The following is a 26,603-nucleotide window of genomic DNA, read 5'->3' as shown; positions in this document are numbered from 1 at the left end:
CGCCACCCGCGCCTCGCTACACCGCCTGGAGCACGTAGAACTTGAGGTACTTCCCTTCCGGGAACTGCAGGCGCACGGGGTGGTCCGGCGGCTGGTAGCGCTCCTCGACGAGCGCCAGGTCCACGCCGGACTTGAAGCCCGCCTCGCGCACCGCGCCCATGAAGTCGTCCGGCGTCACGCGCGCCGAGCACGACGCCGTGGCCAGCAGCCCGCCCGGCTTGAGGATGCCCAGCGCCTGCCGGTTGAGGGACGCGTAGCCGTCGATGGCCGCCTGCACCGCGCGCTGGCTCTTCGCGAAGGCCGGCGGGTCCAGGATGATGAGGTCGAACGTGCGGCCCTCTTCCTTGAAGGACTGGATGATCTTGAAGACATCCGCCGCCAGGAAGTCGTGCTTCTCCGCGGGCAGCCCGTTGCGCGTGAAGTTCTCACGGGCGAGCGCAATGGCGTCCGGGTCCAGGTCCACGGAGAACACGCTGTTGGCCCCGCCCAGTGCCGCGTTGACGGAGAACCCGCCGCTGAAGCTGAAGCAGTTGAGCACGTCGCGGCCCTTCGCCAGCCGCCGGATGAGGTAGCGGTTCTCCCGCTGGTCCAGGAAGAAGCCCGTCTTCTGCCCCTTCCACGCGTCCACCAGGAACGTCGCGCCGCGCTCGCGGATGGGGATGAGCTCCGGCGCCTCGTGCCCGTAGAGCATCTTCCCGGAGCCGCGGCCCTCGTCCTCGTCCACGTCGTCGCGCCCCACCTCGTCGCGGCCGAGCACGCCCTTGAGGCCGGGCACGCCCGCCTTCAGCGCCTCGAGGATGAGCGGCCGGTAGGGCGTGAGGCCCGCCGAGTACAGCTTCATCACCGCCCAGCCCGCGTAGAGGTCCACGACCACGCCCGGCAGCCCGTCGCCCTCGCCGTGAATCAGGCGGTAGCTGTCCGTGTCGGTCAGGTCGATGAGGGACGTGCGCTCGTTCAGCGCCTGGCGCACCCTGCGGGTGATGAAGGCCGCGTCCACCGCCTCGCGAGGGTCTCTCGTCAGCACGCGCACGGCGATGGCGGAGTGCGGGTCGTAGTACCCGCGTGCCACGAACTTCCCATTCTCCGTCAGGTCCACCACGCAGCCGGCCGGAATCTTCGGCACGTGCTCCAGCGCCTTGCGGAACACCCACGGGTGCCCCGCGCGCAGGTGGCGCCCCAGTCCTCGCGCCAGCTCCAGCTTCACGACATTCACGGTGTCACTCCTCGAAGGGCCGCGCGGGCCCGGCGGGCGAGGATGGCTCTTGCCAGCTCCTCGAAGCCCCGCCCCTCGGCCGCCCGGGTGATGAAGGCCGGCGGCGCGTCAATCCGGTCCAGCACGGAGCGAACATTGGCCACGCCCACGCCCAGTGCAAATGCTGCGAACATCGGGGCGTCGTTGAAAGAATCCCCCGCGTACACGTAGCGCCCGTCCGCCGGCTCCAGCCGCTCGCCCCACGCCACCTTCGCGAACCGCCGCGTCGCGCTCAGCTTGTCGAAGCGGCCCAGCCAGCAGTTGACGTGCACCGACGAGCGCACCGCCGTCACCCCTCGCGCCGTCAGCAGGGACTCGATGCGAGCCGCCCCGTCATCCCCCAGCCGCGCCTCCTCGTTGTAGTCCACGGCGAGGTCCACCTCGGTGTACGCGCTGTCCAGCGACAGCCGGGCCCCGGGGACCTGCTTCAGCACCCGCGCCACCTCCGCCTGGAGCCGCTTCCGGTTGGCCACGCGCTCGGCGGGGCCTTCCGCGTACACCTTCCGCATGCGCCCGTGCTTCCCCTTCAGGAAGAACAGGCCGCCGTTCTCCACGATGACGCCGTCCACGGGGAGCTGCCGCGCCCACGCCTCACCCCACCCCGCCGGCCGGCCGCTCACCAGCACCACGTGCAGCCCGGCGGCGGACAGGCGCTCGAGCGCCCGCACCGTGTCCGAGCGCAGCTTGTGCCCCGTGGTGAGGGTGCCGTCCACGTCCGTGAAGACGCCCTCCACGCGGGACAGGTCCGCCGCGCGCAGCGGGCGCGGCGTGGACTGCTTGCTGGACGCCGCCATCACATCACGTCCAGCTGGGCCAACAGCCCCTGGAAGGACTCGATGGTGGAGCGCAGGTCCGCCGGCGAGAGCTGGCCAATCTGGAGCTTGCGCGCCTTGCGCAGGAAGGCGTCCAGCTCGGAGTCGCGGCCGTAGAGGGACTGGGCGCTGCCGGCGGCTTCCGCCAGGGCGCGCGCGGCGCCGGCCGGGTCCGAGCCCACCAGCGACAGGGCCCGCTCCAACCGCACGCCGCAGGAGGCCCACACCTCGCGGTCATGGATGATGAGCACCTGCCGCTGATTCACCGCGGACAGGCCGCGCACGAACTCTTCGAGCTGCCCCACCACCACGACCAGCTCCGGCCGGGAGGGGTTGGGGAGGATGGACAGGCGGCCCACCTCGGCGCGCATCTCCACGATGTGGCGCTTGTCCTGCGCGCGGAGGTTCCGGTACGCGGCGGTGCGGCCGAAGGCGTCCAGCTCCGTCTGGAGCTGCTGCGCGTTCCACTGCACGTCCTCGGGCTCGGCCTCGCGGACCTTCTTGAGCCGCGCGGAGATGATGCGAGCCAGGTCGGAGGTAATCGCGCGCACCGTCACCGCGGCCTTCACCTCGGCCTCGTAGCCCGGCACCACCTGCGCCCGCGTCACCTCTCCGAAGGTGCCCACCGACTCGAAGACGAGGTTGCTCATCTGCTCGCGGAAGCGGGCGCGGAAGCGCTGGATTTCCGACAGCAGCGTCCACCGGTCGCTCACCACGGCCGGGTTGCGCATCGCCTCGCCGAGCTGGGTGACGTTCTGGGCAATCTGGCTCATCGCCTCCCGGAGCAGGCCGGCGGGGTCTCCGCCGCCGCCCGGCTGCTTGCCGACCTCGTCCGCCGCGCGGCTCACCGTGTCGGCGATGCCGCCCAGCGGCTGCACGGGGAACTGCTCGCGGATGACGTTGAGCAGCGCGTTGACGTCCATCACCGTGTCGCGGATGACGGGCGCCATCTCCTCCCACAGCGACAGGTCCGGGGACGAGTCCACGACGGGCGTCTCGTACTTCACCAGGTCCATGTCGCTCAGCCGGGCGATGGCCTGGGCCGCGGCGACGTACACCTTGCGCAGACGGCCGGCGAAAGCCCGGTCGGGGATGGACTTGAGGATTTCTTCGAGCCTCGGGGACAGGGAGGCCGGGGCATTTTCAGCGGCTTCGGACACGGGACACACACTCTACTAGCGCTCGACTTCGGCGCGGGGGAGTTCTAGCACTCGACTTCAGGCACGGCCGCTGATTCGGGAGCGCTACGGGATGATCCAGGTCTGTCTGTTGAAGGGCGGTCAGCTTGTCACCGGCGGGGAGGAGCTCCTCGATGCCGAGGGCCGGAAGTGGGTCGACGTGCAGCAGCCGACCGAGGAAGTCATGACCCGGCTGGGGGAGCGGTTCGGCCTGCACAAGCTGGCCGTGGAGGACTGTCTCCACCTGGACCAGCGGCCCAAGCTGGAGGAATACCCCAACCACCAGTTCATCGTCCTGCAGGGCTTCACCGTGGCCAGCAAGGACGTGTGTGATTTGACGCTGCACGAGCACCACTTCTTCCTGTCTCACGACTGGCTCATCAGCGTCCACGAGTTCCCCTTCGCGGGGCTGGACGCGGTGAAGAAGCGCGTGATGGACGACCCCAAGGCGACGCTGGAGCGGGGCACGGACTTCGTCCTCTACATGCTGGCGGACGGGCTGGTGGACGCGCAGTTCCCCATCCTGGACGCGTTCAGCGACGAGCTGGAGGACCTGGAGGTCGCCATCTTCGAGAACGTGGAGAAGGGGCACCTGCAGCGCATCTTCGAGATGAAGCGGATGCTGGTGACGGTGCGCAGGGTGCTGTCACCCCAGCGGGACGTGGTGGGACTCCTGTCGCGGCGAGGCCTGCCCAACATCCATGACCGGACGACGCTCTACTTCCGCGACGTCTACGACCACCTGGTCCGGCTGTACGAGCAGATCGACGCGGGCCGGGACATCGTGGGCAACGTGATGGACGGCTACCTCTCCATGGTGGCCAACAAGACGAACGACATCACCAAGCAGCTCACCATCTTCTCCACCCTCTTCCTGCCCCTGTCCTTCATCGTCGGGTTCTTCGGGCAGAACTTCGATGTGCTCTCAGCGAAGGGCTACTACTACGCAATGTGGGTGACGATCATCGGGTTCCCGGTGGCACTCATCCTCTGGTTCAGACACAAGCAGTGGCTCTGACGTCTCCGACGTCTCACGGAGGAAGCGCATGCTGACGGTGACCGTCGACGGAATCCCCCTGCACTACCGCGACGTGGGCCAGGGACCGCCCGTCCTGCTGCTGCACGCCTTTCCGCTCAGCGGTGACGCCTTCGACCCGCAGGTGAAGGCCCTGTCGGGGCGCTACCGCTTCATCATCCCGGACCACCGGGGCTTCGGGCAGAGCAAGCTGGGGGATGGGCCCACGGAGATGTCGCGCATCGCCCGGGACGCGCTGGCGCTGCTGGACTCGCTGAAGCTCGACTCCGTGGTGGTGGGCGGCGTGTCCATGGGCGGCTACGCGGCCATGGCGCTCCTGCGCGAGGACGCGGGCCGGGTGGGCGGGCTGGTGCTGGTGGACACGCAGGCCACGCCGGATGACGAGGCGGGCAAGGCGCGCCGCGAGGCCTCCGCGCAGGAGGTGCTGGCCAAGGGCGTGGAGCCGCTCGTCCAGTCCCTGCTGCCGAAGCTGGTCGCCGCGGGGGCGGACTCGCCGGTGGGGCGCGAGGTGGCGGCGCTGATGCGCACGGCGTCTCGCGAGGGGCTCGCCGCCGCGCAGCGGGGCATGGCGCTGCGTCCGGACAGCAAGGACATGCTGGCGCGTTATGCGGGCCCCGCGCTGGTGGTGGTGGGCGAGCATGACGCCATCACCCCGCCGGAGAAGGCGAAGGCCATGGCGGACCTCATCTCCGGCGCGAGGCTGGAAGTCATCCCCGGCGCCGCGCACCTGCCCAACCAGGAGCAGCCGGAGCGCTTCAACGCGGTGCTGGACGCCTTCCTGTCCTCCCTCCACGGGGGCGTGTAAGAATGGGGCGCATGTTCCTGAAGGACGTGGAGACGCATGAGTCGGACGGCCACTACGGCCGGCTCATCCGGAAGATGCGCGAGGCGGGCTCGCCCATGCCTCAAATCTGGCACCTGTTCGCCTTCAAGCCGCGGATGACGGAGGCCCTCTCCGTCTTCACCCAGGAGGTGATGCGCGGCCCCTCGCCCCTGTCGCCGGGCCTGCGTGAGCTCATTGCCGCGTACACCTCGCGCGGCAACGAATGTTTGTTTTGAACGGGCTCTCACGCCGCGGTCGCGGCGGAACTGCTGGGCAGCACGGATGTGGTGAAGGCGGTGCTGGAGGACGTGGGCTCGGCCCCCATCCCCGACGCCGAGAAGGCGCTGTTCGCCTTCGTCGACAGGCTCAATCTCCAGTCGGCGCAGGTGCGCCAGGAGGACATTGACGGCTTGAAGGCGGTGGGTTGGACGGACGAGGCCATCTACGACGCCATCTCGGTGTGCGCGCTGTTCAACTTCTACAACCGCTGGATTGACGGCACCGGCGTCCAGGCGATGCCCGCGGAGATGTATCACCGCAACGGGCAGCGGCTGGCGCAGGGCGGGTACGTCGACTCGCCCCTCTCCCCGCCGAAGAAGTAGCGCGCGGGACTTCAGCGCCCGCGCCGCGCGCGGCGGGTGGCCTCCTCGAGGACGTGCTCCTTGAGGAGGTAGCCGAAGCCCGCGTTGCGCAGGCGCAGGACGAGGTCGTCCCGGGTGGTGTTGAAGCGCTCCGCGGCGCCCTCCAGCTTCCAGCCGGCCAGGGCCAGTTGCTGGAACAGGTACGCCCGCCGTGTCTGGGCCGAGGAGAGGCGGTACGTCTTGAGGTACTCCAGCGTGCCGTCGTCGCGGACGATGGCCTCGCCCAGGTGGTTCTCCTCCGCGGGCTTGAGGCTCGTGTGGAAGCGCTGGAGGAGGAATGGCCCGGCCTCGTAGATGCGCTCGGACGTCACGTCCGTGCCGAAGAGGCCGCCGGCCATGAAGGCGTGGAAGTCCGCCCAGTCGGTGCGCATGCGTGCCACCGCCGCGCGCAAGTCGTCCAGGCTGGCGATGCGCGCGTCGTCCAGGGACAGCCCGAGCTCGGGCGCGGGGCCGAGGAAGCCGTACTGGAGGAGCAGCTCGCCGTAGAAGTCCTCCAGCAGCGTGCGGTGCAGCGCGCGGTAGTCTTCCGGGTGCGAGACGACGAAGGCGGACAGGAGCACGTCCGCGCTGAAGAGCAGCAGGCCCACCTGCCGCTCGTGGACCTCGAAGGTGCGCAGCGCGCCGTCCAGCGCGGAGCTGGCCCAGCCGGGCACGGCGCCCTCGATGCGGGGGCTCAGCCCGTGGGACAGCGCCTCGCGGGAGTACTCCGTCCACGCCACGTCCGGCCCGCCGAAGTGCAGGGCCAGGAAGCCCTCCATGGCCAGGTGCAGCGGCAGCATGCGGAGCTGGTTGCGGTCCTCGCGGTGCACCATGCGGTGCAGGAGCCGGACGGAGAAGGGCCCCACCTTCACGCGCTTCCCGTCAGGCGCCTGGAGGTTCGTGCCCTGGACGGCGTCCGCCTGCCGCTGGCCCCACGTCACCACCAGCCCGTGCGGGACGTACGAGCAGTACTTCAGGCCCGGAGCCTTCAGCTCGCCCTCCAGCGAGACGACGGTGAGGGGGTCGTCATAGGTGCGGCGGTTGAAGCGGAGGTCGTCCCGTACGGAGTCCCGCAGCACGGGCACCAGCCGGATGCCACCCCACACCTGGGAGGGCGCCAGCCGCAGCCCGGAGGGCTCCAGCTTCTGGAGCAGTCGCGCGTCCGTCATCCCTCGCCCTCCTCGGCCACGACAGGCTCCACGGGGGCCGCGACGGCGGCGTCCCGCTGCCGCCTGCGGGCATCCCGCTCCCGCAGTCCCCGCACGCGCGCGGACAGGTAGCCCTCCAGCTCCGCCAGCGGGGCCGCGCCCTCGGCGAAGCGCGCGAAGCCCAGCACGGTGGGCAGGTCCTCCGCGTCGCGCACGCCCACGGTGGGCACGGCCGTTCCGAAGGAGCGCGGCGCGTACTCCTCCGCGTCGAACACCGGGTTGACGTGGACCAGCGCCGTGCGGCGCGCCGGGTCCAGCTTCGCGCGGAAGACGCGCGTCAGCTCGGCCACGGCCTTCGGCGGGTCGTTGTCGTAGCCGTCGGAGACGATGACCACCAGCTCCGCGCCCCACGCCAGCGCCTCAAGCAGCGGCGTGGCGATGTCCGTCTGGCCTCGCGCGCCCACCTGCACCACGTCCTCCACGGGGCACGTCCAGAAGGCGCGGTAGTCGCGCGACGCGGCGGACAGCAGGTAGTGCGCGGCCAGCGCCACGCCCAGCGGCCGGCGGCGCTTCTCCAGCGAGCCGGAGGAGGAGTAGCTGCTGTCCAGCACCGCCGCCACCCGGCCCAGGGCTACGGGCGCCTTGCCCAGCACGCGCGCCGCGGCCCGCTCCAGCGCGGTGTTCAATTCGTCGCGCCGCGTCCGCCGCTCCTCCTGCTTCAGCGACAGCAGGTAGAGGGCCAGCTTCGTCAGCGGGGCCCGCTCCAGGTCCACCGGGGGCGCCCTGCCTCCGTCACGCGCCGCGGACTCCTGGAGGCGCAGGCGCTCCGCCGCGGTGAGGCGCGGTTCGATTCGCTGGAGGAACACGTCCCGGGGGATGCCGTGCTTCGCGGCCAGCCCCTCCGCCACCGTGTACGGCAGCGCATAGACGGCGTCCTGCGTGTAGTGGGCCTGGCGGAAGGCCTCCAGCAGGGGCTGGGTGTACGTGCGCTTCTTCCAGCCGTGGATGAGGAAGGGGCCCAGCTCCCCGGGGAGCTTCACGTGTCCGTGCACCACCGCCGCGCGCAGCTTGGAGCGGTACTTCACCGCGTCGAAGGCCAGGTCCGCGGGGCCCTCCAGGTACTCCCGGACGACGGCGCGGGCCCGGCGGTTGTTGATGCGCCGCGCGCGCAGGGACTCCAGCACGCGGAAGGCGCGCGGCGGCGGCAGCGCGCGCAGGGTCGCGGCGATGAGGGCGCCCTCCTCCTCGCGGTCCTCCGGCGCCACGGGACTGCCGCTGGCCAGCAGGTTGAGGACGATCTGCGCCTGGTTGAAGTGGTTGATGCCGGCCGCGAGCGTGCGCGCGTAGAGGCGCCGGTAGTTGCCCAGGATGTACTGGTGCAGGAACTCGATGGAGACGGACTGGCCGCGCGCGTCGCCGTAGAACTCCCGCTGTCCGGTGCAGGAGAAACACGCGTTGACGAACATCACCAGGTCCTCGCGGGCGACCTGTTCGCTGCGGACTTCCATCACCGCGGCCATCGTTCGCACTTCCTCCCCGGGCTCCGGGGCTGGGATGGAAGCGCCGCTCGGGGAAGAGGGATACGACCAGCGTGTCAGGCTCCAAAGGCTTGAATCGGAAGTCGCATCGGAGTCCCGCGAGCGGCACTCCCACGCTACCACACGCTCCCGACTGGAGAATCCTGACGGCCCGGCCCTGGCCCAGAGCTCAGGGCTGGCAGGTCACCTCGTCACCCTCCACCGAGCAGTCCGAGCAGGAGGCCGTCTCCTCCAGCACGCCCTGGCGGCACTCGAGGATGGCCCGGCCATCCGCGCGGCACACCCCCTTGCCCTCGGCGCTGGAGGCGCAGGCGTCGCCGGCCCGGTTGTTGGACGTGTCACAGCGGACGGCGTCGTCCGTCTCGCGGCAGCCCAGCGGCCCGCGGCAGGGCACCTCGCGCCAGGTGCCGCTGCGGCACTCCAGCGCGAGGACGTCTTCCTGACAGATGAAGCCACTCCCCTCACAGCTGTCTCCCGCATTCTGGCCGCAGCCAGCGAAGAGGAGGGAGCCAACGACGGACACGGCGACAAGGAGGGAGCGGTTCATGAGCGTGCGGCCAATATTTCGAGCGTCCCGCTCCCGGTCAACCACCCAATGTCTCCTGGAAGAAACGACGGAAGTTTCCACCGGCGACACGTTCCACCCAGGACTCTGGATGGCGTTGCAGTAGCGCCTCGGTGAGCAGATGCAGGTCCGTGACATCCTTCATGCCCCGGGGGAGGGCCACCATGCCGTCGTAGTCGGAGCCCAGGCCCACGCCCTCCACGCCCATGACGTCCACCGCGTGCTCGATGTGGCGGACCACGTCGGCCACCGAGTCGCCGCCCAGGTACACGGGGGCGAAGATGATGCCCACCACCCCACCCCGGTCCGCGATGCGCCGCAGGGCCGCGTCGGAGAGGTTGCGCCAGCCGCCCCCCGCCGCCCGCACGCCCGTGTGAGAACAGAAGTACCGCACCGTGGGGTGGGCGAAGAGGTCCTCGAGCGTGCTCTCCGAGGCATGCGCCACGTCCACGCTCAGCCCCAGCCGCGCCATCTCCTCCATCACCTCGCGGCCCAGCGGCGCCAGCCCCCGGTTGCCCATCATCGGGAACGAGGAGCCGCCCAGGTCATTGTTGGACAGGTGGGTGAGCCCCATGAAGCGCACCCCGCGCCGGTGCAGCTCCGCCAGCCGCTCCACCTTGCCTTCAATGGCATGTCCGCCCTCCACCCCCAGCACCGCGGACAGCCGCCCGTGCGCGAGGTTGTCCTCCAGCGCGGCCCCGGTGGTGGTGATGCGCGCCGCGTCCCCGGAGCGACGGCAGAACTCCTCCATGCGCTCAATCTGCCAGAGCGCCCGCGTCCACTCGCTCGCACGCGCCTCGCGCGGCCACCCCCGCCACGCGGCGAACACGGGGAAGCCCCCGATGAAGGGGAAGCCCCGGGTGACGATGGTGAAGCACTGCAGCTTCACCCCCGCCTCCCGGAGGCGGGGGAAGTCCACGTGTCCTTCCTCGGAGCGGGCCGTCAAGTCCCGGTTCCACATCAGGGAATCCGCATGTCCGTCCGCGATGCACCAGCGCTGGTGGAGCTCAGTCACGTCACCCATGCGCGGCAGTCTGCCCGGCCGGGCGCGCGAGACAAGCGCCACCCGCGTCCGGGCGCCAGTGTCCGACAGGGCCGAGGGCCCTTCGGCCTGCCCACCGCCCGCTCACGTGTCGCGCGGGGCGTCCGCCCGCGGGCTGGAGTCCGACCGCGCGGAGTCCTCCCACCGCAGCACGTCCGCGGGCCGGCGCCGGGAGCGTGCGTCACGGCGCACCTGGGCCCCCTCGCGCTCCGCCTCCCGGGGGCCGTAGCTGTAGCCCAGCCCGCCCAGCACGCCGCGCAGCGCGTCCCGCAGCTCCAGGCCGGTCTGGAAGCGCTCCGCCGGTTCGCGCCGCAGCAGCCGCGCGAGGATGGTGCGCATGGGGCCGGACAGGCCCCGCGTGGCGCGCTCCACGTGCTCCGGGGCGAGGCACGCCATGCGCGCGGCCATCATGGGCGCCGGCAGCCAGCTGGGCACCTCCGCGAGCAGCGCCTCCGCCTCCGGGACGGGCCCCGCCGCCAGCGCCGCGCGCTCCACGTCCTCCAGGTCCAACAGGTGCAGTCCGGTGAGCAGCTCCAGCAGCACCACGCCCAGGGAGAACAGGTCCGAGCGCCCATCCAGGGGCTGGCGCGCGAGCGCCTCCGGGGAGGCATACGCCAGGTCCCCCCGGACGACGTGCCCTTCCGTGCCCACGCGCCCCGGCAGCTTCGCCCACGCCATGGCGAAGTCCGCCAGCTTCACCCGGCCGTGCACGTCCAGCCGCAGCGTGCGCGGGGACACGTCCCGGTGGACGAGGCCCAGCGGCTGGCCCCGCGCGTCCTCCAGGGAGTGCGCGTGGTGCAGCGCGTCCGCGACCTCCGCGCCCACGTAGGCGCCGAAGGCCTCCGAGAAGGGCCGCCGCCGCAACGCCGCGAAGCTGGTGAGCGTCTCCAGGCTGTGGCCCTCCACGTACTCCATGACGAGGTGGGGCGACCCCTCATGGACGCGCACCAGGAACACCTGGGCGATGGCGGGGTGGCTGAGCTGCATGAGCAGCTTCACCTCCTCCCGCAGGCGCGCGCGCCCCTGGGTGTCCCCCGCGTCCTGCAGCCGCTTGATGACCACGAGGTCACCGGGCGTGTCCGCGTAGTGCCGGCGCGCGAGCAGCATCTCCCCCGGGCCGCGGGGGCCGAGGAAGCGGACCAGCTCATAGGAGGTGGCCCCGGCGGAGAAGAGGATGATGGGCTTGGAAGACGGGTGCTCGGGGTGATGGGTGGCCATAGGCTCCTGGGCAGGAAGTCCTCCCCTGGGTTGGGAAGGCGTGAGAAAACCTCACGGGTCCCTCCTACCACCCACGTCCGACACACCCTCCCCACCTCCCAGAACGGATTCGCGAATAAAAGGGAACGGCCCCCGCCGGAGCGGGAGCCGTCCGAGCCGGCCCGCGAGGAAACGGGCCGGCCACTGCGCCGTGCGTGCGGCTACTGCTTCTTCATCACCGGCTGCGTGACGGTCAGCTCCTTGGCCACCATGTCCTTGCCGTCCATGACGTAGGAGGCGCGGACCTGGGCACCCTCGGTGATGTCATCCAGCTTCACCGGCGCGTTGTTCTGCATGATGCGCGTCTGGTCGTTCGTCTTCAGCTTGAGCTGCTTGTTGTTCGTGGTGTCCACCAGGGTGAGCGAGTCACCCCCCGTGGAGAGCACGCGGCCCTGGACGTTGGAGGCCGCCGCGGTCGCCCCGGCCATGCCGGAGCCGCCCTGCGCCATGTCGTCCTGACGCTCACGCGCGTCCTCGTTCAGGTCCTCCTGCCGGTTGGCCTCGGCCTGGGCGAGGTCCTGCTGCTCCTCGCGGACGTCCTCCTGCGCGCCGGCGACCTCCTCATTCGCGTCCTGCCGCGCGCCAGCGATGTCCTGCGACTCCTCCTGGCGGGCCTCGGCCGTCTCCTGCGCGGCCTCCTGCTGGGCCTCGGCGACGTCGCGGCGCTCCGACTCGACGTTGTCACGCTTGCAACCCGGAACCATCGCCAGACCCGCCACCGCGGTGACCGCCATCATGAGCTTGCGCATATCTCGTGTCCTTTCCCTTGGGAGCCGGGGACCCTGTCCTCCGGCGTTGGACAGAAAGTGGGCGTCGATCCCCTGCTTGCACAGGGCTTGCCAACGGCGATTCACAGGCACAGGGGAAGCCTCCGGGCCACTCGGCGCCCGGCCGCCCGGCTGCTTCGGCAGGAACAATGTCGGCAGTCACACGGCGGGTGGGAACGCGATTTCCCACCCGCGCGTCAGGAGCCTCCGTCGGCGCCACCGTCCGGGAGGCCCGCGTCGACGCCGCCGTCGGAGCACAGCGGAGCGCCGCCAGCCACCCAGCGGGCGATGAGCGCGCGCTGCTCCGCCGTGGGAAGGGGCACGACGGTGGGAGAGGGCGGCATGTCCTGAGCCACGGACGCGCGCTGCCGGATGCGCTCCGCCTTCGCCTGCGCGCCCGGGAGCCCGCCCGCGTCCGGCGCGTAGTAGTCCAGGCGGAACGAAGTCACGTTGCTGTCGCGCGTGTCCTCGCCGTGGCATGAGCTGACGCAGCTGGCGGCCATGATGGGCTGGATGTCCGCGCACCACGTGGGCACCGGCCCCGCGTCCTCCTCGCCCCCGTCGGAAATCCCCGGCAGTCCCAGCACCTCGCAGGTACGGCCCTCCCCCGGGCGCGCGGCGACACAGACATGCGTCTGCGGGCAGTCGCCGACGTCCTCGCACTTCTTGCCGGTGAAGTCCGCCACCTCGAGGGTGCAGGCCAGGACCGCACAGAGGGCGAGCGCCGCGCTCGCGAAGAGCCTCTTCATGGCGTGGCTCCGGCGTCCATGCCGGCATCCACCGTGGAGGACGGCGGGTAGATGACCTCGCAGCGCCCCTTGCCTTCCGTGCCGTCCACGCACCGGTAGTACGCGGGGCAGCCGGTGTCGTCCGAGCATTGCAGCTCCGCGACGTCGTCCACGTCGAGGGAGCAGGCGGCGACCAGCGCGGTGACGAGGACGAGCAGTCGAGGAGGAAGGCGGGCAGCCAAGAGGGGCTCGGTCAGAAGTGGTAGGTGAGGCTCGCCGCGTCGGCGGCCGGCTGGGGGAGCAGCTCCAGCACCAGCCCATACAGGACGGCGGCGCCCGCCGTGGCGTAGAGGAGGTTGGAGGTGGCCGCGGCGGTGCGGGCCCTGTCCAGGGTGACGCGCGCGTCATGGGCGGACTCCAGGCTCTGCGCCCGCCGGGCCTCGCCCTGGGCGAAGAAGCCCAGCCCCAGCCCGCCCAGCGCGAGCACGCCTCCCGCGACGAACGCATACCGGTGCCCATGGAGGACGGGCGTGGGCGCGCGCACCGGTGCGTCCACCGCGGCCGGCTCGGCGGCGAGTGCGCCGGCGGGCACGGCGAGCGTCAACAGCAGCACGGAGGCGACGAGCCTGCTGGGAGCCATGAGCATGACCGCGAGTATAGGCGTGACGCTGGCGGACACGTCCACGAGAGAGCGCGTTGACAGCGTGGAGGGCCCCCTGTAGTCCGTGCCCAGGTCCCGTCGCAAGGAGCCGTGACGCCGTGCAGGTCTGGGTCAACGGAGAGACACGCGAGGTGCCGGAGGGAACCACCCTCTTGGCGCTGCTGGAGTCGCTCCAGGTGGGCGGTCCCGGTGTGGCCGTGGAGGTGAACGCGGAGGTGGTGCGCCGCGCCCGCCACCCCGAGCACCACCTCCAGGCGGGAGACCGCGTCGAAATCGTCACCTTCGTCGGTGGCGGCTAGGAGACTTCCATGAGCATCCAGGACAAGCCCTTCACCCTCGCGGGTGTCACCTTCGGCTCGCGCCTCATCCTCGGCACGGGGAAGTACCCCAGCCACGACATCATGAAGCAGTGCCACGAGCAGTCCGGCACGGAGATGGTGACGGTGGCCGTGCGCCGGCTCGACTTGAAGGCCACGGGCGAGGCGTCGCTGATGAGCTGGATCGACCGCAACCGCCTGCGCCTGCTCCCCAACACCGCGCTCTGCTACACGGCGGACGACGCGGTGCGCACCTGCCGGCTCGCCGAGGAGCTGGGCATGAGCAAGTGGGTGAAGCTCGAGGTGCTCGGCGACGAGAAGACGCTCTACCCGGACGTCGAGGAGACCGTGAAGGCGGCGCGCATCCTGGTGAAGGAGGGCTTCACCGTGCTGCCGTACACCAGCGACGACCCGATTACGGCGCGCAAGCTGGAGGACGCGGGCTGCGCGGCGGTGATGCCGCTGGCCGCCCCCATTGGCAGCGGGCTGGGCATCCGCAACCCGCACAACATCCGCCTCATCATGGAGACGGTGAAGGTCCCCGTCATCGTGGACGCGGGCGTGGGCACGGCGTCGGACGCGGCCATCGCCATGGAGTTGGGCGTGGATGCCATCCTGATGAACACGGCCATCGCCGGGGCGAAGGACCCGGTGCGCATGGCCGTGGCCATGAAGAAGGCCGTGGAGGCCGGCCGCGATGCGTACCTCGCCGGCCGCATCCCCCGGAAGGCCTACGGCTCCGCGTCCAGCCCCCTCGACGGCATCCACCACCAGTAGCCCCGTGGTGCCGCTCCCCCGCCTCGTCGTCATCACCGACTGGCGCCTGCCCGCCGAGCGGCTCTTCAGCGCGCTCGCCCGTGCGCTGGAGGCAGGTCCTCAGGTGGCCGTGCAGCACCGCCACCCCGAGGCCACCGGGCGCCAGTTCCTCGAAGAGGCCCGCCTGCTCGCCGGGCTGTGCGCGGCGCGAGGCAACCCGCTGTTCATCAACGGCCGCCTGGATGTCGCGCTCCTCATGGGCGCGCACCTGCACCTGCCCGCCCACGGGCCCACGCCCGGGGACGTGCGTCCCCACCTGCCCGCCGGGCGGCTCGTCAGCGTGGCCGTCCATGACGAAGCGGAGGCCCGGGCGGCGCGCGGCGCGGACCTGGCGCTGGTGAGCCCCGTGTTCGCCCCCGGCTCCAAGCCCGGGGACACCCGGGCGACGCTGGGCCCCGAGGGCTTCGCGGCCCTGGCGGCGGCGCTCCCCTGCCCGGCGCTGGCGCTCGGCGGCATCACCCCCGAGCGGGCGCGGGACGTGCGGGGCGCGGCGGGCTTCGCGGTCATCTCCTCGGTGCTGGAGGCGGAGGACCCGGCGGCGGCGGCCCGGGCACTGCTGGCCGCATGCCCGGCGCAGGCTATGCTGCGCCTTCCGTGAGCCCCACACCCGTTCCCGAGCTGCGCCCCCTCGCCATGGGGGAGATGATCGACCGTGCCGCCACCTTCTGGCGCGCCCACCTCAAGCCGCTCTTCGTCCTGAGCTTCGGCTTCTCGCTGGTGAACTACATCGCGATGAAGGCCACCATCCTCTCGGGCCGGCGGCTGACGCCGATGCTCTACTCGGGCGACGCGCAGGCCCAGGCCCAGCAAGACCCCATGGGACTCATGGGCGAGGCGGGCCTGTCCATGGCGCTGTGGATGGTCCTCCTCGTGTTCCTCTTCTGGAGCTACTGGCTGGCCACCCTGGCGGCGTCCCGGTACGTGGTGTCCGCGCAGCTCGGCGAGCCCGTGAGTCCGACAGACGGCCTGCGCCGCGCCTTCTCCCGCGTGGGCGCGTTGACGGGCGTCTATCTCCTGTCCATGGCGTGGGCGGGACTGATGATGGTGCTGCTGCTGGGCCCGGGAGCCATCCTCGGCGGCATGGCCGCCGCGGCCTCGGTCATGGGCTCCAGCACGCTGGCTCTCGTGCTGGGGGTGGTGGGCATCCTGCTCGCCGGCCTCGGGCTCATCGCCGCGATGCTCTGGTACTTCCTGCGCTTCATGCTGCTGCCGCCGGTGATGGCCATGGAGGACCTGGGGGCGTGGGAGTCCTTCAAGCGCTCCGGGGAGCTGCTGTCCGGCCGCATCGAGCCGGGCTTCCTCGGCCGGGTGGTGGTGCGGGCCATGATTCTCTACACGGTGATGAGCCTCATCCTCCTCTCGGTGCAGCTCGTCTCCAGCATCCCGTCGTGGCTGGTGATGGCGCCATATGGCAACCCCTTCGACGCGGGGACCATGGCGCGCACGCCTCAGCTCGTGCTGGTGCCCGCGGAGCTGGTGCAGGTGGTGGCGCAGTCGTGCTTCACGCCCATCTACTTCGTCTTCTCCTCGCTCTTCTATCTGGACATGCGCGTGCGCCGGGAGGCCCTGGACCTGGAGCGGCGCATGGACTCGCCGCCGGCCACACCGACGCTGGCCGTCTGACACGCCTTCGCCCCGCGAGCCTCCCGTGACGACGAGCCTGTCCCTGCTGATGCTGCTGGCCACCCTGCCCTGCGCGGAGAGTGAGCGCACCGCGCGGCTGCTGGAGGAGACGTCGGCCACGCGGCCCGCGGAGCTGCCCGCGGTGGTGGACGGGCTGGCCGCGGGCATGGGCGGAATGCCGCTGCCCTCCTGGGAGCAGGGCGCGTCCGCGAGCGAGCGCGCGAAGCAGCTCACGGGCTTCCTGGAGCGGGCGTGCGCGCTGCAGGAAGCGGAAGGCAGCGCACCGGCCGCGCTGCCCCCCAGCGAGCCACAGCGACTGAAGGCCATCCTCGACCGGCCGGAGTTCTCCCGGGCCCGCCAGCGCCACGGCGACCTGGTGAAGCGGCTGATGCGCGAGCTGGAGGCCTGGATGGAGAGCCTCTTCGAGTCCAACGAGGCCCAGGGCTTCGCGGTCGCCACGCGCGCGGTGATGCTGGGACTGGCGCTCGCGCTGGTGCTGTGGGGCGTGCTGCGGCTGGCCGCGCGCCGGGGACGCAAGGCTGCCGCGCTGCTCGCCCCGACGCATGCCGAGGCGCCGCTGGTGCTGGACTCGCCGGGAGAGCACCTGCGGCGGGCTCGGGCGGCGCTGGGCGCGGATGCGCGCGAGGCGATTCGCGAGGGACTGCTGGGCCTGCTGTCCGCGCTGGAGCAGCGGCGGCTGGCACGGCCGGACCGGGTGAAGACCAATCGCGAGCTGGCGGCGGAGCTGCCCGCGAGGGGGGCGCCCGCGACGGTGGTGAGCGAGGTGGAGCGTCTGGTGGGCTGGTACGACCGGGCCTTCTACTCGCTCGCGCCGGTGCCTCCGGATGAGGCGGCGAGCTTCGTCGCCGCGGTGGAGCACCTCAACGGCACGCTGCCGGCGGAGGGCGCACGGTGAGTCGACCTCCGACGAACGTGCCGGCCCGTGCCGTCGGGACGCCCTCACCGACGGCGGCAGCCGTCCTCCGTGCGCGGCCTCCCCTGGCGTCGCGAGTGGAGGCCTCCCGGTGAAGAACCTCCGCACCGCAGCCGTCTTCGGCGTGCTCATCGCCCTGGCCCTGGCGGTGGGCCTGTCCACCCGCGCGGACTCGCCGGAGTCCGTGGTGCCCACCCTCGAGAACACCGGCGCCCAGGGCGCCCGCGCGCTCTACCTCTACCTGCGCGAGGGCGGGCGCCCCGTGGACGCGCACATGGCCTCGCTGGAGTCGCTCCCCGCCGGCACGCGCACGCTGGTGCTGGCGTCGCCACAGGGACGCCCGGTGTCGCAGGAAGAGGTCTCCGCGCTGGAAGGCTTCGTCCGGGCCGGCGGCACGCTCGTCTACCTGTCCCCGCGCGAGCTGGGCCAACACCAGGCGGCGCTGGAGGACTGGCTCCGGCTGGATTCGGGCCCGCTGATGCCGGCGAGCAGCCGCGGTCTCGACTCCACGATGGCGGATGCGGGCGGCACCACGGTGGATGTCTGGCTGGCCGCGGGCCCCCTGCGCGGACTGTCCGGCCTGCGTGTGTCCCAGGACCGGGGCCTGCGCATGAACCACGACGACGCCGTGCCCCTGGCGGGCCTGGGCGGCGCGGTGGCGGTGTGGCGCTGGCCGCTCGGCACGGGCGAGGTGTACGTGCTCGCGGGCGCGGACCTCGTGGAGAACCGGCGGCTGGAGCTGCTGGACAACCTGCGCTTCTGGGACGCGCTCGCGGCCCGCGGCCCGCTGCTGTTCGACGAGTACCACCACCAGCTCGCGCCACCGCCGCCGCTGTCTCGCGGCATCTGGGTGTTCGTCGGGCAGGTGCTGCTGGTGGGCCTGCTCTACGCCGTGTCCCGGGGCACGCGCTTCGGCGCGGCCCGGCCCCTGCGCCAGGAGCGGCACCGCTCGGCGCTGGAGTACGTGCGCAGCATGGGCTGGCTGATGCGCCGCGCGAAGGTGGAGCGCGAGCTGCTCCCCGAGCTGGAGCGCACGCTGCGGCAGCTCATGCAGGAGCGGCTGGGAATCCCCCTCGCGCTGTCCGACGCGGACGCGGCCCGCCTCATGGAGCGCGGGGGGAAGGACTACCTCGATGCGAAGGCGGACCTCACGCGGACGCTCGCGCAGCCGGACATCCGTCCGTCCGACTACGCGCGCGTGGCCCGCCACTACGCGCACCTGGAGCGCGTGGTGACGGGCCGTGAGTCAGAAGCTCGCGAGGACGCGGCCTAGAGGTCCTTCCCGTCGGCCATGAGGGCGGCGCCCACGTGGTGACGGATCTCCTCGACGCGGGCGTCCCAGCTCTCGTTGAAGATCTTGTCCGCGCGCTCGCGGCTGGGGCCGGGGCCCTCCGCGAGGCACTCGTCGACCTTGCGCACGAAGTCCTCGGTGTTCGAGGCAATCTTGCACAGGCCCACCTTGCGGACCTCCGGCAGGTCCGTGGACACCACCGGCAGACCCGAGGCGAGGTACTCGCGCACCTTCAGCGGGTTGGCGTTCAGCGTCAGCTCGCTGACCTTGAAGGGCATCAGCGCCACGTCGAAGGCCTTGCTGTAGCCCGGCAGGTCCGCGTACGGCTTGCGGCCCAGCATGTGGATGTTGGGCTCGGCGCGCAGCTTCGAGTCGTCGCAGTCCGGCGTCGTCTTGCCGATGATGACCACCGAGCCCTCCGGATGGGCGCGGGCGGTGGCGATGATGGCCTCCTGGTCCACCCAGTCCGCCACCAGGCCGAAGAAGCCGATGACGGGCTTGGGCAGGTTGGCGATGTCCGCCGGAATCTGCGTGGCCGGGTCACACGCCTTCACGAAGTGCGTGAAGTCCGTGCCGTGCCGCACCAGCACCGTGCGCGGGTTGATCTTCGACTTGTTCTCCCGCAGCCGCTCCGCGGAGGTGATGCAGATGTCCGCGCGGCGCAGCAGCCGCTCCTCCAGCTCCGCGATGTGCTTGCCGTTGGTGTCCGCGAAGGCGGCGAACTCGTCCACGCAGTGGTAGACGACGAACTCCTCGCCCAGCGTGCCGGACACCGGCGCGGAGGCCGGCAGGAAGCTCCAGGAGATGGGCTTCTTGAAGTTCAGCTGCTTCATCGCCCGCAGGACCTGAAGCCGCAGCAGGTGCCGGTTGGCGCTGCGCACCAGCTCCGAGCCGTAGAAGGGAATCGCCAGCGGCGACAGCACGAAGAGGTTGGGCAACACCTCCTTGATGCCCTCGGTGAACTTCTCCAGCTTGTTGAAGATGCGCTTCGCATCGTGCGCGTTGGCGCGTGGCGCCCGGTTGCCGATGCTGTTCACCCAGAGGATGCGGTTCTCCCGGGAGAGAATCTTCATGATGTGGACCTTGGACAGCGGGTCCCCATCCCAGTCGTTGGAGAACACCACCAGGTCGCGCCCGCGGAGGGCCCGCCGCGACAGGTCCATGTCATCACTGCGCCGCATGTCTCGTCTCTCCTGTATCGAAGGCTTCGTCGTCTGACTTCTTGAAAGGAATCGTCTCGGTGTAGAGCGCGAGCAGCTCCGGCCCCGCGTCCACTGTCGGCTGGATTGCCGGCCCCGCCGCCACGGCCTCGCGCACCACGCGGGCCAGGTCCTGCGCGTCATCCGCGGTGAACACCCGCGTCCCCTCGGGACGGGCGCACACGTTGCTGGCCACGCAGGGCACGCCCAGCGCCAGCGCCTCGCGCACGGAGATGGAGTCCCCGTCGTGCGTGGTGGGCCGCAGGAAGGCGTCACTGCGGGCCAGCAGCCCGAGCGCCGCCGAGTGCTCCAGCTCCCCCAGCACCTCGAGGTTCCCCGCCACGCCCAGCTCGCGCGCGTCGCGGATGAACTCCTCCGTATCCGTCCCCGGCCCGAAGAGGGCCAGGCCCACGTCCGGGTGCTCCTGCGCGAGGAGCTTCAGCGCGCGGAACGCCAGCTTCCGCCCGTACACGGGCGAAGGGTGGTGCGCCATGGCGAGCAGCGGCTTGCGCCGGGCCCGCGCCGCGTCCACCACCGCCGGCACCGTCCCCGGCCTCACCTGCGAGGACAGGAAGGCGGGATGGACGACGACCTTCTCCTCCGGCACGCCGCACGCGACGATGGCGTCCCTCACCGCTTGGGACACCGCCACCACGCGCGCGTAGCCGGCCAGCGCCACGCGAGCGAAGTTGCGCCGGGCCGACGACGCCGCCAGGTAGTCCGGCAGCAGCCCCGAGTGGAGGGTGATGATACGGGCCGACCGGAACCCGGGCAGCCCGCCCACCATGCCCGCCAGCACCCAGGACTTCGGGTTGTTGCCGCTGGTGTGGACATGCACCGTCCACCCCGAGGAGATGAACCCCGCCAGCCGCAGGGCGAAGGAAGCGGGACTGCGCGTCGGGATGACGTCCGGAGCCGGCCGGCCGCCCTTCCCGATGTCCAGTACCTTCGTTTCGACCCCGCAGCCGCGCAGGTAACCGTGTAGCTGTTGTACGTGGATGGCCACACCGCCATACGGAGGCGGGTAGTCCCCGACGAGGAGCACTTTCATGACGTCCTCCCCTACTGCCGCATGGAGGCGGGAGGAGGCACCGCGGACAGCGGAGCGCGCTGGGGCAACAGCCCCATCTCCCGCTGGTACGTGGTGAGCGGATCCGGATCCTGACGAATCACCTTCGCCGGAACGCCCGCCACCACCGTGCCCGAGGCCACGTCCTTGAGCACCACCGCGTTGGCGCCAATCACCGCGAAGTCGCCGATGCGGATGTTGCCGAGAATCTTCGCCCCGGCGCCGATGCGCACGTAGTCACCGATGACCGGCGCGCCCTCGAGGCCCGAGCGCCCGCCGATGGTCACCTGCTGCGAGATGAGGCAGTTCTTCCCCACCTTCGCCGCCTTGTGGATGACCACGCCGATGCCGCCGTAGCCGAGCTGCGTCCCTTCCCCGATGTCCGCATCCTCGGGGATGTACGAGCTGTGCAGATAATAGATGGCCTTGCGAAGCACGGCCGGAAGCAGGGGCACGCCCCGCTTCTTCAAACCGCGCGCGAGCCGGTACAACGTCATCGCGTCGACACCCATCACGCCTCCCTGACCCCGAATTCCCGACGGCGAGGAAACTAGGTACCCAACCGTGGGGAGGGAAGTGCCCCTCTCGCGTCTATTTCCCGACGCTCAACCCCGCCCGGCGCGGACGCAGCCCCGCCAGCAGGCTCAAGGGCCGCACGCCCGCCGCGTACAGCACGCCCAGGTAGGCCATGACGAAGAGCACCCCGGCGGACGCCAGCGGCAGCACGCGCCACACGAAGCCCTCCGGCAGGTGGCTGAAGGCCCCTTGCGCCGCGGCCCTGAGGGCGAAGACGCCCAGCGCCGCCGCCGCCGCGGACAGCGCGGCCTTGCCCAGCTCCCGCCAGGGGATGACGTCCACCACCCGCAGCTTGAGTTGGGGGGTCGACAGTGCGGCCGGCACCCGCGCCAGCAGCATCGCCTTGCCCACCACTTCGGCCACCGCCCACGAGCCGATGCCGCCCATGAGGCCCAGGTGCTTCACGCCCAGCCACACCAGGGGCACCGTCACCGCCGCCTTCACCGCGTACGAGGCGAAGATGGCGCGCGTCTGGCCCCGGGCGCGCAGCGTGCCGTCCATGGGCAGGATCGACAGCACCACGCCCAGCACGCTCACCCGGAACACGGGCACCGCGGGCAGGAACTTCTCGCCGAACATCGCCCCGATGAACTCGGGCGCCGCCGCGAAGAGGAACGCGGCGAAGGGCAGGAAGACGTAGGCCAGCTTCCCCGCCGCCTCGCGGAACGCATTCACGCCCTCCTCCAGGCGCCCTTCCCGCTCCAGCTCGCCCAGCCGCACCATCAGCACCTCGCTGGTGGGCGTGTAGAGCAGGTCCACCACGGGCAGCTGGAAGCAGCCCACCCGGTAGAGCGCGTACATCGCCGGCGCCACCGCGCCCGCCACCATGTACAGGTGCGCGTTCTGTTGCGGAATCGCCAGCAGCATCGCCGCGCCGAAGGGCGCCGCGTACGCGAGCTGCTCGCGGAGCAGCGTCCGGTCCACCAGCGGCCCGGTGACACCGCGCAGCGACACCAGCCACGTCGCCACGTAGCGCAGGCCCGCGAAGGCGGCCACGACGACCATCATCCAATACAGGGACGCGCCCAGCAGCGGCGGCACCACCATGACGGCGGCGCGCACGGCGTCGGACACCAGGTAGACGCCCGCGGACGCCTTGGTGCGCCCCTGCGCGGTGAGGGACACCTCCAGCGGGAAGCTGCCCAGCAGGAAGGCTGTGTACGCGGCCAGCGGCAGCCGGTACTCCGCCAGCGCCGGGTTGGAGAACCAGCCCGCCACGTACCCCAGGCTCGCGTACACGCCCAGCGCGCCCAGAAGGCCCGCGGCGGACATGAACAGCAGCGTCTGCCCCAGGTAGGGCCGCTTCGCCTCCGCGCGCGGCAGGAAGTAATACAGGCTCTGCACCACGCCGAACGGCAGCACGTAGTAGAGCGTCGTGGCGATGAGGAACAGCTGGTAGTACGTGCCGTACTCGTCCAGGTGCAGCACCCGGGCGAGCACGAGCGGAATGGACAGCGTCAGCCCGGCGGTGAACAGCCGGGCCAACACGAGGGGGCCGGCGCGGCCGAGGAACGAGCCCCCGGACGCCGCCGGCGTGGCACTGCCGCTCACGGAGCCTCCTTCACCGGCGACGTCGCCGCCTCCGGGCTGAGGATGTTGGCGGCGACGGCCGGACCCATCCCGGATGATGCGCTGCCCAGGTGGTGCGGGCGCTTGCCCGGCACCGGGTGGCTCATGCCGAGCACGCCGAAGCAGTCGTCGAACTGGCACGCGGTGAGCGACGACGAGTAGTCCCCCGTCATGCCCAGGCTGAAGTTCTCCCACAGCACCTTGCGCTTGAGGGTGAACGGGTCCCCACCGATGCGGTTGGGGAAGTCCTCCGTCGTCACGCCCGAGCGGAAGCCGTTGGACGACAGCACGCGGATGACCTCGTCCGAGTACCAGCCGTTGCAGTAGGCGAAGTCACGCACGGTGATGCCCACCTCCTTCTCGATGGTGCGCTTGGACTCCAGAATTTCGCGCTCCACCACCTCCTGCGGCTCCAGCGTGAGCACGGTGTGGCCGAGCGTGTGCGCGCCGAACTCGAAGCCGTCGCGCGCCATGCGGCGCACCTCGTCCCAGTTCATGACGTCGCCCTGCTCCGGCACCAGGTCCTTGCCGCCGCCCAGCTGCTGCTCCAGCGCGTCGATGATGTCCGTGAGCGTGCGCGTGGGGTGCTCGCCGATGAAGTCGTCGAGCGCGGCCGACACCGTCTTCTGTCCGGAGAGGATGGGCCCGAGCAGCTCCAGCGACGGCGTGGGCAGCGCGTCGTACACCGGACGGAAGCGGCGCTGCTGGACGCGGTGGAGCAGGTGGAAGAGCCTGTCGTGGTTGAAGCGCTTGTCGGTGCCGATGAAGGCCGTCGGCAGGTAGGTGATGGCCGGCACGCCCATCTGCTTCAGGACGGGGTACGCGTACCGGTACACGTCGCGGTAGCCGTCATCGAAGGTGACGACACACAGGTCCTTCTTCGCGGTGCGCCGTCCGGCCATGACGTCCACCGCGTCGCCGATGGAGGTCAGCTCGTAGCCCGCCGCGTTCGCCTCCTCCAGGTGCTTGCGGAACGTCTCCTGCGAGATGAGGAGCCCGGGGATGGAGCGCTGCAGCTCCCCCGTGAAGTCGCTCACCACGCGGTGGTAGCTGACGATGAGGATGCGCCGCCCGCCGGACTGGATGCGGCGGTACGCCGCCATCGCCTTGCGCACGCCGCTGTAGTGCATCACTCCCGCCGCCGCCGCCTTGACTGCCCTGCGTACCACCTTGCCCGTCGCCATCACGCCCTCCGCGCGGAGATGAAACCGCCCGCCCGCCCGTCTCCTCCCTGTCCCGGGAAGAGAACCCGGGCCGCGCCATTGCAGGGGGAGTGCCATGACCAAACTAGGCACCCGTTCACCTCTGGCAGAGCGGAAGCCCGGCGGCGCAGGGGGGCTGCCGGGCGGTGGACACCCCCTCCGGTGGAAACCGGACGGAGCCCACGGGCACCTCAGACCACATGCAGGCGAAAAACTTTTCCGATCTGGAGGGCCCGCTCCTCCACTGACCGGCCGTCCCTCAGGGTTTCACTGGAGGACATTTCCATTTCCGGATACGAACGGCGGCGCCGATGCCTCCCCCTTCCGCCCCCGCGCTCGCGCTGCACGACGTCAGCAAGCGCTATGGGCGTCGCTGGGCCCTGGCGCGTCTCAGCTACGCGCTCCCCGCCGGACGCTCCCTGTTGCTCACCGGACACAACGGCTCCGGGAAGACCACCCTGCTGCGCCTCGTAGCCACCGCGCTCAGCCCCACCGCGGGCCGCGTGGAAGTGCTGGGCCGCGACGCGGTGGCGGACCGGGACGCCGTGCGCCGCGAGGTGGCGCTCCTGTCCCACGCCAGCTTCCTCTATGAGGACCTCACCGCGCTGCAGAACCTCACCGTGCTGGCGCGGCTGCTCGGCATCCCCTCGCCGGAGGACGCCGCCAGCGCGCTGCTCACCCGCGTGGGCCTCACCCGCCGCTCGGAAAGCCCGGTGCGCAGCTTCAGCGCCGGCATGCGCAAGCGGCTCGCCATCGCCCGGCTGCTGCTGAAGGCCCCCGCCATTGCCCTGCTGGACGAGCCCTTCGGGGAGCTGGACCCGCAGGGCATCCGCGACATGGAGGGCATCATCGCGGAGCTCAAGGCCGGCGGCGTCACCGTCATCCTCGCCACGCACCTCATCGAGCAGGGCATGTCCCTGTGCGAGGAGCGCCTGCACCTGCAGGACGGCCGGGCGGTGGCCGCATGAGCCCCCCGCCGCGTCCCCGCCCCGTCGGCCTCATCACCGCCACCCTGGCGCTGCTGCGCAAGGACCTGCTCATCGAGTGGCGCACCCGCGCGCGCCTCAACGCCATCATCTTCTTCGCGCTGGCCACGCTGCTGATGTTCTCCTTCGCGCTGGGGCCGGACACGAAGCTCCTGGAGAAGAACGCGGGCGGCTACTACTGGCTGGCCATCCTCTTCGCCAGCGTGCTGGCCCTGGGCGAGTCGTTCCGCGTGGAGTCGGAGAACGCGTGCCTGGACGGCGTGCGGCTCGCCCCCGCCGACGCGCGCGCCATCTTCCTCTCCAAGGCCCTGGGCAACACGCTGCTGCTCACCGCCCTGGGCGCCCTCATCTTCCCCGTCATGGTGGCGCTGTACGGCGTCCACATCGCCACCAGCGCGGTGGACCTGGGCCTCATCCTGCTGCTCGGCTGCCTGGCCCTCAGCGCGCCGGGCACTGTCTACGCGGCGATTTCCAGCAACGCCCGCGCAAGGGACGTGCTGCTGCCTCTGCTATTGTTCCCGCTCGTCATCCCGGCCCTCCTCTCCGCGACCAAGGCGACCACCCTCGTTTTGCAGGGTGACCCCATGAATCAGCTAGGCTCATGGCTGGGGCTTTTGAGTGGATTCAATCTGATTTACTGGGCGGTAGGCTTCCTGCTGTTCCCGCGGATCATCGAGGACTGACCGATGAACAAGTTCGTCAAGTGGGGCCTGCTCGCGCTGGGCCTCGGCCTGCTCGGCTACGGCTGGTGGCTGGGGCTGGCCTGGGCGCCGCCGGACCGGGAGATGGGCGACGTGCAGCGCATCATGTACGTCCATGTCCCGCTCCAATGGATGGCCATGCTGGCCATGTTCATCAACTTCGTGGCGGCGGTGGCGTACCTGCTCAAGAGCAAGGCGAGCTGGGGGCTGGACTCCACGGCGGAGGCGTCCGCGGAGATTGGCCTGCTGCTGGGCACCGCGGGGATGATTACCGGCGCCATCTGGGGCCGGCCCACGTGGGGCGTGTACTGGTCCTGGGATCCGCGCCTGACGTCGGAAGCCATCATGCTGGTGACGTACGCGGGCTACCTCGTGCTGCGGCGCTTCGTGGAGGACCCGGACAAGCGCGCCACGTGGAGCGCGGTGGTGGCCATCATCGGCGCCATCAACCTGCCCATCGTGTGGTTCTCCGTGCGCTGGTGGCGCAGCCTCCACCAGGTGCAGTCCAGCCCGAAGACGGTGGACCCGGACATGGTGCTCCCCCTGCGCGTGTCCGCCTTCGGCATGCTGGCCCTCACCCTCTTCCTGATGGCCATCCGCTACCGGCAGGCCCTCGCCGAGCGCCAGGCCGAGGTGGCCCTGCCGGACGCGCTGCCCGGCGACCTGCCCGCTCCCCTGGCCCACAACTCCTCGAAGGTGGCCTGAACATGATGACGCTCTCGACGCTGATGGTCCTGGCCCAGGCGGCCCCGGGACAGGTGGGCAGCGGCCGCATCCAGGGTGGGTGGGGCTATGTCTGGGCCTGCTACGGGGTTACGGTTGCCATGCTGCTCCTCTACTCACTGTCCCTCTGGGTGCGCCGGCCCAGGGCCTCATCCGACGCCAAGGAGTAA

Annotated in this window: 31 protein-coding genes; 14 read left to right on the top strand and 17 right to left on the bottom strand. The window is 71.0% G+C overall.

Annotation, left to right across the window (positions count from 1 at the left end; genetic code table 11):
• Nucleotides 1–16: 16 nt before the first annotated feature.
• Genes ACX9TP_RS19630 through ACX9TP_RS19620 form a run of 3 tightly spaced genes read right to left on the bottom strand, consistent with a single transcriptional unit; the run spans nt 17 to nt 3,233 of the window.
• Nucleotides 17–1,213, bottom strand: a complete 1,197-nt coding sequence (locus tag ACX9TP_RS19630) for a class I SAM-dependent rRNA methyltransferase (protein ID WP_482981259.1) — start codon at nt 1,211–1,213, stop codon at nt 17–19.
• Entirely contained in the window at nt 1,210–2,046 is an 837-nt protein-coding gene (locus ACX9TP_RS19625) for an HAD-IIB family hydrolase (RefSeq protein WP_482981258.1), read from the bottom strand. The genes ACX9TP_RS19630 and ACX9TP_RS19625 overlap by 4 nt, the downstream gene beginning before the upstream one ends.
• Nucleotides 2,046–3,233 (bottom strand): hypothetical protein, encoded by a 1,188-nt coding sequence (locus ACX9TP_RS19620; RefSeq protein ID WP_482981257.1) that lies wholly within the window; start codon nt 3,231–3,233, stop codon nt 2,046–2,048. The genes ACX9TP_RS19625 and ACX9TP_RS19620 overlap by 1 nt, the downstream gene beginning before the upstream one ends.
• An 82-nt stretch (nt 3,234–3,315) precedes the next feature.
• On the opposite strand from ACX9TP_RS19620, the gene corA reads away from it, so the two are divergent.
• The 4 genes from corA to ACX9TP_RS19600 are packed head-to-tail and all read left to right on the top strand — an operon-like array spanning nt 3,316 to nt 5,703.
• Nucleotides 3,316–4,260, top strand: coding sequence for a magnesium/cobalt transporter CorA (corA, locus tag ACX9TP_RS19615; protein WP_482981256.1), 945 nt, complete (start codon nt 3,316–3,318; stop codon nt 4,258–4,260).
• A gap of 28 nt (nt 4,261–4,288) precedes the next feature.
• The gene (locus ACX9TP_RS19610; protein ID WP_482981255.1) at nt 4,289–5,083 is read left to right on the top strand and encodes an alpha/beta fold hydrolase; all 795 of its coding nucleotides are present in this window, start codon (nt 4,289–4,291) and stop codon (nt 5,081–5,083) included.
• 11 nt (nt 5,084–5,094) lie between these two features.
• Nucleotides 5,095–5,337 carry a peroxidase gene (locus ACX9TP_RS19605; RefSeq protein WP_482981254.1) on the top strand — a complete coding sequence of 81 codons (243 nt, stop codon included), beginning with the start codon at nt 5,095–5,097 and terminating at the stop codon, nt 5,335–5,337.
• A gap of 51 nt (nt 5,338–5,388) precedes the next feature.
• Nucleotides 5,389–5,703, top strand: a complete 315-nt coding sequence (locus ACX9TP_RS19600) for a carboxymuconolactone decarboxylase family protein (RefSeq protein WP_482981253.1) — start codon at nt 5,389–5,391, stop codon at nt 5,701–5,703.
• An 11-nt stretch (nt 5,704–5,714) separates the two neighbouring features.
• Here ACX9TP_RS19600 and ACX9TP_RS19595 read toward each other — a convergent pair whose 3' ends face one another.
• The 9 genes from ACX9TP_RS19595 to ACX9TP_RS19555 form a co-directional block, all read right to left on the bottom strand.
• Complete coding sequence (locus ACX9TP_RS19595) at nt 5,715–6,890, bottom strand: ARPP-2 domain-containing protein (protein ID WP_482981252.1); 1,176 nt, start codon at nt 6,888–6,890, stop codon at nt 5,715–5,717.
• On the bottom strand, nt 6,887–8,389 hold the full coding sequence (locus tag ACX9TP_RS19590; RefSeq protein ID WP_482981251.1) for a hypothetical protein: 1,503 nt from the start codon (nt 8,387–8,389) through the stop codon (nt 6,887–6,889). Before ACX9TP_RS19590 ends, ACX9TP_RS19595 begins: the two co-directional genes overlap by 4 nt.
• Before the next feature lie 187 nt (nt 8,390–8,576).
• Entirely contained in the window at nt 8,577–8,954 is a 378-nt protein-coding gene (locus ACX9TP_RS19585; RefSeq protein ID WP_482981250.1) for a hypothetical protein, read from the bottom strand.
• Between the two features lie 37 nt (nt 8,955–8,991).
• Entirely contained in the window at nt 8,992–9,996 is a 1,005-nt protein-coding gene (locus ACX9TP_RS19580; RefSeq protein WP_482981249.1) for a dipeptidase, read from the bottom strand.
• Between the two features lie 102 nt (nt 9,997–10,098).
• A complete protein-coding gene (locus ACX9TP_RS19575) occupies nt 10,099–11,232 on the bottom strand; it encodes a serine/threonine-protein kinase (protein WP_482981248.1) in 1,134 nt (377 codons plus the stop codon).
• A 200-nt stretch (nt 11,233–11,432) separates the two neighbouring features.
• Nucleotides 11,433–12,020, bottom strand: coding sequence for a hypothetical protein (locus ACX9TP_RS19570; protein ID WP_482981247.1), 588 nt, complete (start codon nt 12,018–12,020; stop codon nt 11,433–11,435).
• Nucleotides 12,021–12,235: 215 nt separating this feature from the next.
• Nucleotides 12,236–12,787, bottom strand: coding sequence for a hypothetical protein (locus ACX9TP_RS19565; protein ID WP_482981246.1), 552 nt, complete (start codon nt 12,785–12,787; stop codon nt 12,236–12,238).
• Entirely contained in the window at nt 12,784–13,008 is a 225-nt protein-coding gene (locus ACX9TP_RS19560; RefSeq protein ID WP_482981245.1) for a hypothetical protein, read from the bottom strand. Before ACX9TP_RS19560 ends, ACX9TP_RS19565 begins: the two co-directional genes overlap by 4 nt.
• 11 nt (nt 13,009–13,019) lie before the next feature.
• Nucleotides 13,020–13,406 carry a hypothetical protein gene (locus ACX9TP_RS19555; protein ID WP_482981244.1) on the bottom strand — a complete coding sequence of 129 codons (387 nt, stop codon included), beginning with the start codon at nt 13,404–13,406 and terminating at the stop codon, nt 13,020–13,022.
• A gap of 119 nt (nt 13,407–13,525) precedes the next feature.
• Here ACX9TP_RS19555 and thiS point away from each other — a divergent pair, with 119 nt between their 5' ends.
• From thiS to ACX9TP_RS19525, 6 genes are all read left to right on the top strand, one after another.
• A complete protein-coding gene (gene thiS, locus ACX9TP_RS19550) occupies nt 13,526–13,726 on the top strand; it encodes a sulfur carrier protein ThiS (protein WP_482981243.1) in 201 nt (66 codons plus the stop codon).
• A gap of 9 nt (nt 13,727–13,735) precedes the next feature.
• Complete coding sequence (locus tag ACX9TP_RS19545; RefSeq protein ID WP_267854243.1) at nt 13,736–14,521, top strand: thiazole synthase; 786 nt, start codon at nt 13,736–13,738, stop codon at nt 14,519–14,521.
• A gap of 4 nt (nt 14,522–14,525) precedes the next feature.
• Nucleotides 14,526–15,158: a thiamine phosphate synthase gene (locus tag ACX9TP_RS19540; RefSeq protein WP_482981242.1), complete on the top strand. Its 633-nt coding sequence runs from the start codon at nt 14,526–14,528 to the stop codon at nt 15,156–15,158.
• Nucleotides 15,155–16,183, top strand: coding sequence for a hypothetical protein (locus ACX9TP_RS19535; protein WP_482981241.1), 1,029 nt, complete (start codon nt 15,155–15,157; stop codon nt 16,181–16,183). The genes ACX9TP_RS19540 and ACX9TP_RS19535 overlap by 4 nt, the downstream gene beginning before the upstream one ends.
• A 49-nt stretch (nt 16,184–16,232) precedes the next feature.
• On the top strand, nt 16,233–17,099 hold the full coding sequence (locus tag ACX9TP_RS19530; RefSeq protein ID WP_482982197.1) for a DUF4129 domain-containing protein: 867 nt from the start codon (nt 16,233–16,235) through the stop codon (nt 17,097–17,099).
• Between the two features lie 109 nt (nt 17,100–17,208).
• Nucleotides 17,209–18,390: a DUF4350 domain-containing protein gene (locus ACX9TP_RS19525; RefSeq protein ID WP_482981240.1), complete on the top strand. Its 1,182-nt coding sequence runs from the start codon at nt 17,209–17,211 to the stop codon at nt 18,388–18,390.
• Here the strand turns inward: ACX9TP_RS19525 and exoP are convergent.
• The 5 genes from exoP to exoL all read right to left on the bottom strand — a co-directional run bounded on the left by exoP (nt 18,387) and on the right by exoL (nt 23,924).
• Nucleotides 18,387–19,589, bottom strand: a complete 1,203-nt coding sequence (gene exoP / locus ACX9TP_RS19520; protein ID WP_482981239.1) for a spore coat polysaccharide biosynthesis glycosyltransferase ExoP — start codon at nt 19,587–19,589, stop codon at nt 18,387–18,389. The genes ACX9TP_RS19525 and exoP overlap by 4 nt on opposite strands.
• Nucleotides 19,576–20,658 (bottom strand): glycosyltransferase family 4 protein, encoded by a 1,083-nt coding sequence (locus ACX9TP_RS19515; RefSeq protein WP_482981238.1) that lies wholly within the window; start codon nt 20,656–20,658, stop codon nt 19,576–19,578. The genes exoP and ACX9TP_RS19515 overlap by 14 nt, the downstream gene beginning before the upstream one ends.
• An 11-nt stretch (nt 20,659–20,669) precedes the next feature.
• On the bottom strand, nt 20,670–21,188 hold the full coding sequence (locus ACX9TP_RS19510) for a serine O-acetyltransferase (RefSeq protein ID WP_482981237.1): 519 nt from the start codon (nt 21,186–21,188) through the stop codon (nt 20,670–20,672).
• A 79-nt stretch (nt 21,189–21,267) separates the two neighbouring features.
• Nucleotides 21,268–22,803 (bottom strand): spore coat polysaccharide flippase ExoM, encoded by a 1,536-nt coding sequence (gene exoM, locus ACX9TP_RS19505; protein ID WP_482981236.1) that lies wholly within the window; start codon nt 22,801–22,803, stop codon nt 21,268–21,270.
• Complete coding sequence (gene exoL, locus ACX9TP_RS19500) at nt 22,800–23,924, bottom strand: spore coat polysaccharide deacetylase ExoL (RefSeq protein WP_482982196.1); 1,125 nt, start codon at nt 23,922–23,924, stop codon at nt 22,800–22,802. The genes exoM and exoL overlap by 4 nt, the downstream gene beginning before the upstream one ends.
• A gap of 410 nt (nt 23,925–24,334) precedes the next feature.
• Here exoL and ccmA point away from each other — a divergent pair, with 410 nt between their 5' ends.
• From ccmA to ACX9TP_RS19480, 4 genes are read left to right on the top strand one after another with little or no spacing between them, the layout of a single operon-like run.
• Nucleotides 24,335–24,991, top strand: coding sequence for a heme ABC exporter ATP-binding protein CcmA (gene ccmA, locus ACX9TP_RS19495; protein WP_482981235.1), 657 nt, complete (start codon nt 24,335–24,337; stop codon nt 24,989–24,991).
• The gene (locus ACX9TP_RS19490) at nt 24,988–25,692 is read left to right on the top strand and encodes a heme exporter protein CcmB (RefSeq protein WP_482981234.1); all 705 of its coding nucleotides are present in this window, start codon (nt 24,988–24,990) and stop codon (nt 25,690–25,692) included. The genes ccmA and ACX9TP_RS19490 overlap by 4 nt, the downstream gene beginning before the upstream one ends.
• A 3-nt stretch (nt 25,693–25,695) precedes the next feature.
• Nucleotides 25,696–26,415 (top strand): cytochrome c biogenesis protein CcsA, encoded by a 720-nt coding sequence (gene ccsA / locus ACX9TP_RS19485; protein ID WP_482981233.1) that lies wholly within the window; start codon nt 25,696–25,698, stop codon nt 26,413–26,415.
• A gap of 2 nt (nt 26,416–26,417) precedes the next feature.
• The gene (locus tag ACX9TP_RS19480; protein WP_482981232.1) at nt 26,418–26,603 is read left to right on the top strand and encodes a hypothetical protein; all 186 of its coding nucleotides are present in this window, start codon (nt 26,418–26,420) and stop codon (nt 26,601–26,603) included.

The organism is Pyxidicoccus sp. M15 (assembly GCF_056858435.1).
This window is presented reverse-complemented; position numbering and strand designations above follow the sequence as displayed.